This is a genomic window from Peribacillus sp. NPDC060253, from assembly GCF_042727425.1.
GTDB lineage: Bacteria > Bacillota > Bacilli > Bacillales > DSM-1321 > Peribacillus.
Genome location: NZ_JBHXAS010000131.1, coordinates 1 through 12,608, shown reverse-complemented (window position 1 = coordinate 12,608; position 12,608 = coordinate 1). Strand labels below are relative to the sequence as shown.

At 40.5% G+C, this 12,608-nt stretch carries 11 protein-coding genes; 9 read left to right on the top strand and 2 right to left on the bottom strand.

Features of this window, described 5'->3' with window-relative positions:
* Positions 1–87 precede the first annotated feature (87 nt).
* The 7 genes from ACFWE9_RS22865 to ACFWE9_RS22835 all read left to right on the top strand — a co-directional run bounded on the left by ACFWE9_RS22865 (position 88) and on the right by ACFWE9_RS22835 (position 7,311).
* Positions 88–1,113: an ABC transporter ATP-binding protein gene (locus tag ACFWE9_RS22865; protein WP_230157676.1), complete on the top strand. Its 1,026-nt coding sequence runs from the start codon at positions 88–90 to the stop codon at positions 1,111–1,113.
* Positions 1,091–2,017 (top strand): ABC transporter ATP-binding protein, encoded by a 927-nt coding sequence (locus ACFWE9_RS22860; RefSeq protein ID WP_230157675.1) that lies wholly within the window; start codon positions 1,091–1,093, stop codon positions 2,015–2,017. Before ACFWE9_RS22865 ends, ACFWE9_RS22860 begins: the two co-directional genes overlap by 23 nt.
* Before the next feature lie 15 nt (positions 2,018–2,032).
* The gene (opp4B, locus tag ACFWE9_RS22855) at positions 2,033–2,998 is read left to right on the top strand and encodes an oligopeptide ABC transporter permease (RefSeq protein WP_230157674.1); all 966 of its coding nucleotides are present in this window, start codon (positions 2,033–2,035) and stop codon (positions 2,996–2,998) included.
* A gap of 22 nt (positions 2,999–3,020) precedes the next feature.
* The gene (locus tag ACFWE9_RS22850; RefSeq protein WP_377358946.1) at positions 3,021–3,920 is read left to right on the top strand and encodes an ABC transporter permease; all 900 of its coding nucleotides are present in this window, start codon (positions 3,021–3,023) and stop codon (positions 3,918–3,920) included.
* A 19-nt stretch (positions 3,921–3,939) separates the two neighbouring features.
* Positions 3,940–5,703, top strand: coding sequence for an oligopeptide ABC transporter substrate-binding protein (gene opp4A, locus ACFWE9_RS22845; RefSeq protein ID WP_230157670.1), 1,764 nt, complete (start codon positions 3,940–3,942; stop codon positions 5,701–5,703).
* Between the two features lie 112 nt (positions 5,704–5,815).
* A complete protein-coding gene (locus ACFWE9_RS22840; RefSeq protein ID WP_230157668.1) occupies positions 5,816–6,004 on the top strand; it encodes a hypothetical protein in 189 nt (62 codons plus the stop codon).
* Positions 6,005–6,264: 260 nt separating this feature from the next.
* Complete coding sequence (locus ACFWE9_RS22835) at positions 6,265–7,311, top strand: M42 family metallopeptidase (protein WP_377358942.1); 1,047 nt, start codon at positions 6,265–6,267, stop codon at positions 7,309–7,311.
* 244 nt (positions 7,312–7,555) lie between these two features.
* Here ACFWE9_RS22835 and ACFWE9_RS22830 read toward each other — a convergent pair whose 3' ends face one another.
* Positions 7,556–7,978: a pyridoxamine 5'-phosphate oxidase family protein gene (locus ACFWE9_RS22830; RefSeq protein WP_230157666.1), complete on the bottom strand. Its 423-nt coding sequence runs from the start codon at positions 7,976–7,978 to the stop codon at positions 7,556–7,558.
* Between the two features lie 183 nt (positions 7,979–8,161).
* On the opposite strand from ACFWE9_RS22830, the gene ACFWE9_RS22825 reads away from it, so the two are divergent.
* Together ACFWE9_RS22825 and cphA are read left to right on the top strand one after the other, a co-directional pair.
* Positions 8,162–8,974 carry a cyanophycinase gene (locus ACFWE9_RS22825; protein ID WP_377358940.1) on the top strand — a complete coding sequence of 271 codons (813 nt, stop codon included), beginning with the start codon at positions 8,162–8,164 and terminating at the stop codon, positions 8,972–8,974.
* The gene (gene cphA, locus ACFWE9_RS22820; RefSeq protein WP_377358938.1) at positions 8,971–11,592 is read left to right on the top strand and encodes a cyanophycin synthetase; all 2,622 of its coding nucleotides are present in this window, start codon (positions 8,971–8,973) and stop codon (positions 11,590–11,592) included. Before ACFWE9_RS22825 ends, cphA begins: the two co-directional genes overlap by 4 nt.
* Before the next feature lie 698 nt (positions 11,593–12,290).
* On the opposite strand, the gene ACFWE9_RS22815 is transcribed toward cphA, so the two are convergent.
* On the bottom strand, positions 12,291–12,608 hold a 318-nt coding region (locus tag ACFWE9_RS22815), incomplete at its 5' end, for a hypothetical protein (protein WP_377358936.1).

Sequence of the window (12,608 nt, the reverse complement as noted above, 5' to 3'; positions counted from 1 at the left end):
GTGTAAATGTTAAAAATTGATTAAAATCTTAACTAATTATCAGAAGATTAATTATTTTCCCGATAAAATAGTTTAGGGGGAGCAAGGATGAATAAAGCTATATTGCAAATAGAAAACTTAACTACCTCTTTTCGAATCCGGAACAAATATCATGCAGCGGTGGATGATGTTTCGTTTACGGTGAATGAAAATGAAATTGTAGCCGTTGTTGGAGAATCAGGTTGTGGAAAGAGTGCATTGGCCTTATCTATCATGCAATTACACAATAAACAAAGGACCAAATCCGAAGGAACCATAAAGTATAAAGATCAAAATCTACTAACGTTGAATGAAACGCAAATGAATAAGGTCCGGGGGAAGGAAATGGGGATGATATTCCAGGAACCTTTAACGGCTTTGAACCCACTAATGACAATCGGAAAACAAATCGAGGAAAATCTCGATTATCATACTGACCTTTCCGGGGATGAAAAAAAGAAAAGGACGATCGGACTTTTAACACAAGTAGGAATTCCTTATCCTGAGCGGACTTACAAGCAATATCCCCATGAGCTCTCGGGTGGCATGAGGCAAAGGGCAATGATATCGATTGCCATTGCTTGCAATCCAGCCCTGGTCATTGCCGATGAACCAACAACAGCCCTGGATGTAACGATTCAAGCGCAAATTCTTGATTTGCTGAAAGATATCCAAAGCAGGACTAAAATGGGGATTATTCTAATTACACATGATCTGAGCGTCGTAGCAGAAGTCGCTGACAGGATTGTTGTCATGTATGCAGGTCAGGTAGTGGAAACGGGAAGTGTTAAAGAGATTTTCAACAATCCGCTGCATCCATACACGAGGTCGTTATTAAATTCAATTCCTTCAGCTACAAGTGAGAAAAATCGTTTACATGTTATTGAGGGAATCGTTCCATCAATCGCAAAAATGGATAGGGTTGGATGCCGTTTCCAAGATAGGATCCCATGGATTCCTAAACATGCTCATGAGGAGAGGCCTCAACTTCATGAAGTGGGCAAGGAACATTTTGTACGTTGTACCTGCTATAAAGAATTTTATTTCCAAGCTGAAGGAGATGCATTGACCCATGACATTACTCAAAGTAGATAATTTAAAAGTGCATTTTCCAATAAGGGGCGGTTTTTTCCGAAGTGTGGTCGATCATGTAAAGGCCGTGGATGGTGTTTCCTTTGAGTTGCAACAAGGGGAAACGTATGGTCTGGTCGGGGAATCAGGAAGCGGCAAGTCAACGACTGGTAAGGCAGTTGTCAAGCTGAATGATGTGACATCGGGACAAATCCTGTTTGAAGGCAGGGATTTAGCAGCTTTAAGTAGAAAAGAGATTAAACCATTCAGAAAAGATATCCAAATGATCTTCCAAGACCCATATTCATCATTGAATCCAAAGAAAAGGGTGCTGGACATCATAGCTGAACCGTTGAGGAACTTTGAACGGTTATCACCTGCAGAGGAAAAGAAAATCGTTCAGGACTTCTTGGACAAAGTTGGACTTAGTCCAGAATCGATTCACAAGTATCCACATGAATTTTCGGGAGGGCAGCGCCAGCGGATTGGGATTGCCAGATCATTGACATTAAAACCTAAACTGATCATTGCCGATGAACCAGTATCAGCCCTTGATGTTTCCGTTCAAGCGCAGGTATTGAATTTTCTCCAGGATCTTCAAGCTGAGTTCAATTTGACTTATTTATTTGTAGGACATGATCTAGGCGTAATCAGGCATATGTGTGATCGGATGGGTGTTATGTATCGAGGAAGATTAGTAGAGGAAGGCAGAAGTGATGAAATCTATGAAAATCCCCAACATATATATACGAAACGACTGATTGCCGCCATTCCTGATTTAGAGCCTGAAGTTCGTGGGGATAAGGTAAAGCTTAGGAAAAAACTTACGGCAGAATATGAGTCTTCCTATTCAAAATTTTTCGATGAGAATGGACGTGCTTACGATTTGAAGCCAATCTCATCAACACATAGAGTCGCATTACTATAAGGAGGTGGAAAGAATATGTGGAAGTTTATCCTCAGACGTTTATTAGTTATGATCCCACAGCTCTTTTTATTGAGCATCATCGTTTTCATGATGGCAAAAGCAATGCCTGGAGATGCCTTATCAGGCCAGGAAATCAATCCTAGGGCAAATCCTGCCGAACTTGATAGGATCAGGGAAGAGCTGGGTTTGAATGACCCTTGGTATCAACAATATTTAAGGTGGGCATCCAATGCTGTACAGGGGGACTTCGGTATTTCCTATACACATAAAACACCTGTTATGGATGTTATCGAAGACAGGCTTTGGAACACGGTGTTCCTGGCGTTGGTCACTCTGATCTTTACATATATGCTTGCTATTCCATTAGGCATACTCAGTGGTAGGTATAACGATACCTGGGTGGATAAAACCGTTACAGGATATAGTTATGTAGGGTTTGGCACACCGATTTTCATCTTTGCGTTAATCATGTTATTCATTTTCGGCTTTGCCCTGGATTGGTTTCCCTCTGGTGGCAGTGTCGATTCAAAAGTGGATGAAGGAACATTCGCCTATGTTGTTAGTAAGATCAATCATTTGATTCTACCAGCTTTAAGTACAGCGTTAATTGCAACAACAAGTACGATCCAATACTTACGAAATGAAATCATCGATAATAAAATCAAGGATTTCGTAAGAACTGCGCGTTCAAAGGGAGTACCTGAATCAAAAGTATATTCACGTCATATTCTTAGAAATTCCTTTTTACCGATAGCAGCATTTTTGGGGTATGAAATTACTGGATTGATCGGGGGCGCTGTCATAATCGAGACCATTTTCAGTTATCCGGGACTTGGGCAGCTTTTCCTTAGTTCAGTCAGTCTGCGGGATTTCAGCGTTGTCACGGCTATCGTCATGATGACGGGATTTGCCACTCTGCTTGGCACTCTTCTTTCAGACATCATACTTAGTGCGGTCGATCCGCGCATACGGATAGAATAGGGGCGGGGTGAGTCGTATGGAAATGAAAGTAGAAACCGGAAAGAACATACAAGTGAAAGATGTGAGCCCTTCAGGAATGAAAATCATTTGGCAGGAAATCAAAAAGGATAAACTTGCCATGGGCTCATTGATTATATTAGTGGCTATATTGGTTTTCGTTTACGGTGCCTCATTCTTCATGGATGCCAAGGAAATTGCTAAGGTCGATTTCCTCTCCATTTATTTGGAACCATCTTCAGACTATTGGCTCGGTACCGATTATGGTGGACGGGATGTATTCGGTCAATTGATCATCGGTACAAGGAACTCATTCACGATCAGTTTGTTCATCACCTTATTCACGGCAATCATCGGTTTAACATTAGGGCTTCTATCTGGTTACTTTGGCGGGGCCACCGATAATGTAATCATGCGTATTATCGATTTCGTGATTGCCCTTCCGCAAATGATGTTCATCATTGTTGTAGTCACGATTGTACCAGTCTTCAACGTATATGTTTTCATCATGATCATGACGCTGTTTTTATGGACAGGAAAGGCACGGCTGATTCGTTCAAAAGCTTTATCAGAGCGTGAGTTGGATTATATCCATGCCTCAAAGACACTTGGGACGCCTCATTGGAAAATCATTCTTTTTCAGCTTCTGCCCAATGTCAGTTCACTGATCATCGTTAACTTTATTTTGAACCTCGCAGGCAATATTGGCCTAGAATCCAGTTTGACTTTCTTAGGATTCGGTCTTCCAGAGAGCACACCGAGTTTAGGGACGCTCATCAGTTATGCTCGTAATCCAGATGTTCTGGAAAACAAGTGGTGGATATGGGTACCCGCATCACTCATGATATTAGTGTTGATGCTGAGTATAAATTTCGTTGGTCAAGCGTTAAAACGCGCCGCCGATGCAAGACAAAGAAGAGGATAAAAAAAGGGGAGTGTATGATTTGAAGATCAAAAGCTATAGTAAGGTATTAAGTGCATTGGCCATTTCGTCTCTACTGCTTGCAGCATGTTCGGATGATACGGAGAAATCGTCAACGAAAGAGAAAAAAGGGAAAGCTGTCGAACAGGTCGATGCTTCTAAATTCCCGACAAAGACAACTAATCAAGGAGAGCCGATCAAAGGCGGCCACCTGACATATGGATTGGTATCAGATACCCCGTTTGAAGGGATATTAAACAAAGTTTTCTATCAAGGAGAACCGGATAACCAAGTTATCACATTCTTTGATGAAGATCTATTGGATACAGATGAAAACTATGTGTTCACGAATGATGGTGCCGCTACTTATGAGATTTCAGATGATCATAAAACGGTGACGCTGACGATTAAGGATAATGTAAACTGGCATGATGGGAAACCTGTGACAGGTGAGGATTTAGAATATGCATATCTTGTCATGGGAAGCAAGGATTACAAAGGTGTACGCTATGATGAACAAATGGCTTTAATCGAAGGTATGGAAGAGTATCATGAAGGCAAAGCGGATAGCATTTCAGGCATTAAGGTGGACGGAAAGAAAATCATTTTCACATTCAAGAAAGCGAATCCTTCCGTTACGACTGGATTGTGGACATACCCGCTTCATAAAGAATACTTAAAAGATGTTCCTATAGCAGATTTGGAATCTTCGGATAAAATCCGTAAAAATCCGATTGGTTTTGGACCATTTAAAGTGAAGAAAATCGTTCAAGGGGAAGCGGTCGAATTTGAAGCGAATAAGGATTATTACCGCGGTGAACCTAAATTGGACAGTATCACATTGAAAGTCGTGAATCCGTCAGTCGTCGTTAAGTCACTTGAAAATGGTGACCTCGATGTAGCCGAGGTCTTGGCTGAGCAATATGATCAGGCTAAGGAATTGGATAATATCGAGTTATTGGGGAAAGTTGAATTGGCTTATTCCTATATTGGTTTCAATTTCGGCTACTATGATAAAGAAAAAGAAGAAAATATTATGGATGAGAATCCTAAATTCGGTGACAAACGCCTTCGTCAGGCGATGGCATATGCCATCAATAATGAAGAAGTGGGCGAAAAGATGTACAAGGGCCTTCGCTTCCCTGCCAACTCGGTCATTACACCAAACTTCAAATATAACAATAAAGATGTAAAAGCCTATGAATATGATCCTGAAAAAGCAAAAAAACTTTTGGATGAAGCAGGATTTGTGGATACAAATAAAGATGGCATTCGTGAAGATGCGGATGGGAAAGAGTTTAAGATCAATTTTGCTTCCATGAGCGGTTCCGATGTTTCCGAGCCTCTTGCAAGGTATTATATCCAACAATGGGAACAAGTAGGTTTGGACGTTGAATTGCAGGATGGTAGGCTGCATGAGTTCAATTCATTCTACGACCTATTGAAAAAGGATAATGATAAAGTGGATGTTTATTCAGCTGCATGGGGAGTCGCTTCTGATCCGGATCCATCAGGTCTATGGGCTAGGTCTGCGGAATTTAACTATACTCGCTGGGTGAATGATAAAAATGATGAGCTTCTGGCGAAAGGGATTTCAGAGGAAGCATTTGATGATCAATATCGGATCGATACGTATAATGAGTGGCAAGAATTGATCCATGAAGAGGTTCCAGTCATTCCGACATTATTCCGTTATCAATTGGCGGGAGTGAATGAACGGGTTACGGGTTATGATTACCTTGCAGGTCGCCAATATCAATGGCATAATGTGGGCGTAACCAAATAATATTATTGAATGATTTCAATCGGCTGCCTGTATAGGTGGCCGATTTTTTGCGTTTCAAAGGTGTGGTTTAAGGCTATATACATAATAGTAAGTAATTGGAAGGGTGATATGGTTGGAAGTGAGAAATCCTAATGAAACAAAGAGAGAGTTAGAAATATTGTTTACTGAATCGATTGGTCGATTGCTGAAACCTCTTGAAGAGGAAATCATTGCAGACATTGTAGCCTATCCAGACGAAAAGAGAATTGCCTTCTTGGAATATATGAAGGAAATGTCCAACAACCAAAGACAGTTAAAGTAAATTGAACGTTCGTCATGGAGGAGGTTTCTTTATGAGTAGTGAAGAAATGAGCAGATATAAGGTATGGCGTGAAAAGTGGAAAAGGAAAATGAATATGGAGAATGAGGCGTAATATGGAATTTCAACATAAGTTATGGCCATCATACCTGTTCTGGCCCATATGAGATAATTCAATCAAAGGACCGTCTTTTGGCGGTCCTTTGTATGTTAAAAGTTGGCATGAAAAGATATAATAAACAAAAGAGGAAAGGAGAGATAGCATGAGTATAATCAAAGAAAAGGAAATCGTATCATACATAAAAGATTTAGTATCCATACCTAGCCCCTCCGGCTATTCGGAGCAAGCCATTAAATATGCAGCCGAATTCTTGGAGAAAAGGCAAGTTGCATACAAGATTACGAATAAAGGCGCACTACTTGCCACATTAAAAGGCGAAGATGATAGCAGACATCGATTGCTGACTGCACATGTCGATACTCTAGGAGCGATGGTCAAGGAAATTAAGTCGAATGGCCGCCTGAAGTTGACCATGATAGGAGGTTTCCGCTGGAATTCTGTTGAAGGGGAGTATTGTAAAATCCATACGGCTTACGGGACAACTATCACCGGGACCATTTTAATCAATCAGACCTCTGTTCATGTATATAAAAATGCAGGAGATGCCAAGCGTGATGATGAGACAATTGAAGTCCGTATAGATGCTGTCGTGAAAACTAAAAAGGAAACGGAGGCCATTGGTATTTCTGTTGGCGATTTTGTCTCTTTTGAACCAAGAGTGGAGGAGTCGGATACAGGCTTTTTGAAATCAAGGCATTTGGATGATAAAGCAAGCGTTGGCATCCTCCTTCATATCATTGACCTTATTTCTGCAGGAAAGATAAAATTGGCATATACGACCCATTTCTTGATATCCAACAATGAAGAAATCGGTTATGGAGGAAATTCCAATATCCCAGAGAAAACAGTCGAATATCTGGCCGTCGACATGGGAGCGATCGGTGATGGACAATCAACGGATGAATTTAGCGTTTCAATTTGCGCAAAAGACTCCTCAGGTCCGTATCATTATAAATTACGTCAGCATCTTGTCGCACTTGCCCAAGCCAATGCTGTTGACTACCGCGTCGATATATATCCGTATTATGGATCGGACGCCTCTGCTGCGATCCGGGCAGGATACGATGTCGTACATGGTTTGATCGGACCGGGAATTGATGCTTCCCATGCCTTTGAGAGAACTCATATCTCTTCATTAAAGCATACAGCCAATCTGATTTTGCATTATATCCAATCGGAGTTGGTGTAATCGTGAAAAAACCCGCACTCATTTATGAGTGCGGGTTTTTAATTCGCTTTTTCATCAATATTTTTATTATAGTCGTGAGTTTTTAGCATAATACCAGTGAATTTCGGCGTTTTACTCGTAAGTTAAGGCGTTTTACTCGTGAATTTCGGTCATTTACTCGTGAATTAAGGCGTTTTACTCGTGAATTTCGGTCATTTACTCGTAAGTTTTGCCTTATTACTCGTGAATACTAAATAATAGTAATTTATAATGATAATTCTTGTGGAGGTTCACCATTGTTGTTCATCAATCGGATGCTTTCAGGCTTAATCTGAAGGAGAATATAGTTTGGATCCTTCGGACCGTCAAACCAATTTTCAAATGACTCATTCCATAATTTATCCTTCAGTTCCTGTGAATCGTTAATTTTAGATGTCCCTGAGATTTCTAAGTAAGAATCGCCTAACCCTTCATTTTCGTAGCCAATCAGGATGTGAACATTAGGGTTCTTTTCAATTTCATCAATTTTTTCCGTTTTAGCACTCGTTGGTGTGTATAAAGTTAATTCGTCGTTAAAAAAAGTCATATAGCGTGAATGTGGTTTGTTATTTTCTACAGATGATAAAACTCCTATTTTATGATCACCGATGATGTTCAATGCTTTTTCTTTTAATTGGTTTTGGCTCATCTTTGCACACTCCTTATATTTTTTACTCTATTACTTTTCCTCTATTTTCATTAAGTTAAACAAATTTCTACAGTTTGCCAATTTTATGAATGAAGACTAAGACAAGATGCCATACTAGTCATTATGTGTTCTTTAAAGAGCCATTTAATGATCTTAATCCATATGTAAAGGTGAGTATGAGGAATGAATTGTGGTGAGTTACTTATCATTGGCGGGGCAGAGGATAAGTGCCTTGAGGGTGAAGTATTAAATAAATTTGTCGAGCTTTCAATCCGCTCAGATGGCGGAATAGGAATACTGCCGACAGCAAGTGAAATTCCTGAAGAAGTGAGTATGGAGTATATCAAGATTTTTAGAGAATTAGGCGTGGGAAGGGTGGAAGTGATCAAGTTGGATTCTAGGAAAGATGCGGATGATCCGGCACTTTGTGAACAGCTGATTTCTTATTCCGCCATCTTCATTACAGGAGGAAACCAAAGCCGGTTATCTGAATTGATCGGACAATCCAAATTCCACCATACCCTTTCTAGAGCTTGGCATAATGGAATGGTGATAGCGGGAACTAGTGCGGGTGCTTCCATTTTAGGTAAAGATATGATTGTCGCCGCTGATACGATGCTGAATGATGATAAGTTAAAGGTTGAGCTTGGGCAAGGTTTCGGATTCCTGGATGGACTGATCATTGATCAACATTTTTCCCAGCGTGGACGCTTTGATCGTCTATTAAGCGCAATAGCGGCAAATAAAGAAATTATGGGTATTGGCATTGATGAAAATACAGCTATTTTAGTCAATGACGGCCATTTTGAAGTATTTGGACAACATCAAGTTTTAGTGCTTGATGGCAGCAAAAGCAATTATATCAATATCACATCTTCTGAAAATGGCAGTGAAGAGCTGACTCTCTCGGGATTTAACCTTCATGCACTTACCAGGGGCTATCGTTTTGACCTGCTTACCAGGAAATTGTTGATGAAAAAGGGGAGCCAACCATGATAATCAATCGAGTCCGTTATTTAAAAGGACCCAATTATTTTGCTTATACACCAACGATTTGCATTGAATTGGATATAGGGGAACTGGAAGAGAAACCATCTGATACCATTCCCGGGTTCAATGAAAAATTGTTGAAGCTTCTCCCTAATATTGGAAGTCATACATGTTCAAAGGGGTATCGAGGAGGGTTCGCTGAAAGGCTCAGAAACGGTACATGGATGGCGCATATATTGGAGCATATGACAATTGAGCTTCAAAACTTGGCCGGAATCGATGCCATTCGAGGAAAAACGATAATGATGGGAAAGAAGGGTCATTATTATGTTACATATGACTATCAGGAGCAAGAATGCGGTCTACAAGCTTTTTTGGCAGCTAAAGAAATCGCGGAAGCCATCCTGAATGATGAAAACCATATAAATGTACAATTATATGTAAAACAAATTGAACAAATCTATTATCAAAATAAACTAGGGCCAAGTACGGAAGCCATTTTTAAGGCAGCACAAGCAAAAAATATTCCTGTCGAACGAATGGGTGATGATAGTTTACTGCGTTTAGGAACAGGTTCAAGGCAGAAGTATGTCCAGGCGACAATTTCAAGCCAGACTTCGAATATTGCCGTGGAGAACTCATGTGATAAATCATTGACCAAAGCGATCTTGAAAGGGTGTGGCCTTCCTGTACCTGAAGGGGAAATTGCCCATTCCATTGAGGATATCTTTGACTCAGCGGACAGGCTTGGTTTTCCATTGGTTATAAAGCCGTATAACGGTAGGCAGGGCCAAGGGGTCATCACCCATATCAAGAATAAGGATGAACTCTTCAATGTAATCAATTGTTTGGAATCGCATGTAGAGAAGTATATTGTCGAACGACATTTTGAAGGACATGACTACCGGTTATTGATTGTCAACGGAGAGCTTATAGCATCCAGTTTGAGGCTTACTCCCTATGTTATTGGAAACGGTAAAGAAACGATACGGAGATTGATAGAAAAGGAAAATCGTAATACGTTGCGGGGAGAGGGCCATGAAAAGCCGATGTCAAAAATTCCGCTTACACACACCGTGACTTGTTATTTGGAAAAGTCGAACAGGACGCTTAATACTATTCCGAAGGAAGGAGAATTGGTACAAGTTGTCGGCAATGCAAACCTTTCAACAGGTGGGAAGGCAATCGATGTAACCGATCAGATCCATCCAACCATTAAGAACATGGCGGTTGCTGCCGCAAGAGCAATCGGGTTGGATATTGCCGGAATAGATTTTATCTGTGAGGATATATCCAAACCAATCGACCATTCTCGGACAGCGATCATTGAAGTGAACGCTGCACCAGGAATTCGAATGCATCACTATCCGAGTGAAGGGGAAAAAAGGGATGTCGGCAAAGCCATAGTCGATTATTTATTTCCGACTAGGGAAGAGGGAGCTATACCAATCATCGCAGTGACAGGAACAAATGGTAAGACGACAACGACTCGATTGGTTCATTACTTTCTTTCAAATGAAAAAACAAAGGTCGGAATGACGAATTCAGATGGAGTATATATCGGTGATGAGGTATTGGACCAAGGTGACTGCAGTGGCCCGATAAGTGCAAGGATGGTATTGGCCCATCCTGAAGTCGATTTGGCTGTTTTGGAAACGGCACGGGGAGGAATTTTGCGTGAAGGTCTGGCTTTTCGTCAATGTGATGTGGGCATCATTACAAATGTGAGTGAGGATCATCTCGGCAATGATGGAATTGATACATTGGAGGATCTTGTAAAATTAAAGCGGCTGGTTGCCGAAATCGTTCTGAAAACGGGATACTGTATACTGAATGCGGATGATCCGAATGTAGCAGCCATGGAAGCTTATACAGATGGGCAAGTCATCTACACCTCTACGGATGCCACTCAGCCACTGGTGAAGGCCGCGATTAATGAAGGATGTAAGGTATGGTATGTCAATGAGCAAGGGATGATTCTTCATGCATCAGATGGTATCATCCATCAATTTATGGATTGCAATAAGATTCCAATAACGATCTCCGGCATGGCACGTCATAATATCGCCAATTTACTTCAGGCGTTAGCCGCAGCTCATACACAAGGCATTTCCATGGAAGAACTAAGAAAGAAGGCTGTCTCGTTTATGCCTGATACGAATTTATCCAAAGGACGTTTCAATTTAAAAAAGTTAAAAGAGCGAACCATCATCATTGACTATGCACATAATGAAGCAGGATTAAAAGCCATATTCGAAACGGTCAGTGCCTATAACAGAAATCGTCTTATCACTGTTTTGGCAGGGCCAGGGGACCGAATTGATGAAGAGCTTATCAGGCTCTCCAAAGTGGCGGCAATGCATTCTGATTTGTTCATCATTAAAGAAGACGATGATCTACGGGGAAGGGAACCCTTTGAGGTAGCAAAACTGCTTCAGGAAGCTGCGATAGAAGAAGGGCTACATAAAGATCGGACTTGTCTCGTGCTTAACGAATTGGATGCCTTCGTAAAAGCCTGGGAAATATCACAACCAGGTGACCTATTATTATTCTTTTACACGGATTTCGGATATGTTGAACGGTTTTTCGAAAAAGTTTCAAAAGATCCATTGCCGAAGAAATAAAAGACCGTGCATTTCGCCATGCGGAATGCACGATTTTATTTTATAATGTCCCCATAATGAAGCAGTCAAGTTGAACAACCAAATGGATTCTACGGTACATTAGTCTAAATTGATTTATCATTTGCATTACTTTTCCTTTGTATATGTTCCTGAATGAAAAAAAGCTAATCTATTTGGATTAGCTTCAGTTGGATTTGGATGATTTGTACTCACGATTGCCGTCTTTATTTGTTGTTGTGTACTTTATAACCTCGCCCGATGGGCATAGATAACAATCAAAATGTGCGTCGTCCACATAGTCAGGTTTGCGGAAGACTCCTTCTTTTGTTTGAGAACGTGTATAGGGTAAAGCTGGTGTGATTTGTTTGCGAAAAATGTAGTTAGTATTGACTAGTGTTTTTAAGCTGCATCTGTGGCAACAGCTTCTGGTTTTCCAACTTTTTCAATCACTTATTCAAGATGCTCAAAGATCCGACTAATATGCGTAATTCGAGCGCAGGGCGCTTCTCATCAAGCAGGTCTTACCACTCAGTTGATGATACAAAATCATTTTCTGTTAACTAACGCTTAACAGGTCCTGATACTAATTTAGAAACTACCACCTTGTCATTGCTTAATCGAATAAACTTATTAACATCAGAAAAATTTCAATGATTCTAGGTTGATATATTCCCATCTTATTAGAAATATCTATTATACTACTCTTTATTGACACCGATAGATAAGTAATTTGTTTCTGCAATAACGTCAATTTTGTGATTATCTTTTTCGTAAGTTGTCAAAGCGCCCTCCTGGAAGGTTTTTTTCCATCCACTCGCTTTGATATGCAAACGATATATTAATGGAAGTCCATCTTTCTTTGTTTCAGAAACGGCTAAGCCTGAATAAGATGAAAAACCTTTGCGGCTATTAATTACTTCAGCATTTTTAGGAATTGGGAAACCATTAAATTTTTCTGACTCTTCATAAGAAAACACAGTCCAAAGTGCAAATGTAAATACACATAAAGTTAGACC

Bases quoted from the DNA above. Each gene is read 5' to 3' on its own strand.
- ACFWE9_RS22860 (WP_230157675.1), top strand. From the start codon at position 1,091: ATGACATTACTCAAAGTAGATAATTTAAAAGTGCATTTTCCAATAAGG.
- ACFWE9_RS22865 (WP_230157676.1), top strand. From the start codon at position 88: ATGAATAAAGCTATATTGCAAATAGAAAACTTAACTACCTCTTTTCGA.
- ACFWE9_RS22825 (WP_377358940.1), top strand. From the start codon at position 8,162: ATGAATTGTGGTGAGTTACTTATCATTGGCGGGGCAGAGGATAAGTGC.
- opp4B (WP_230157674.1), top strand. From the start codon at position 2,033: ATGTGGAAGTTTATCCTCAGACGTTTATTAGTTATGATCCCACAGCTC.
- cphA (WP_377358938.1), top strand. From the start codon at position 8,971: ATGATAATCAATCGAGTCCGTTATTTAAAAGGACCCAATTATTTTGCT.
- ACFWE9_RS22850 (WP_377358946.1), top strand. From the start codon at position 3,021: ATGAAAGTAGAAACCGGAAAGAACATACAAGTGAAAGATGTGAGCCCT.
- ACFWE9_RS22835 (WP_377358942.1), top strand. From the start codon at position 6,265: ATGAGTATAATCAAAGAAAAGGAAATCGTATCATACATAAAAGATTTA.
- ACFWE9_RS22830 (WP_230157666.1), bottom strand. From the start codon at position 7,978: ATGAGCCAAAACCAATTAAAAGAAAAAGCATTGAACATCATCGGTGAT.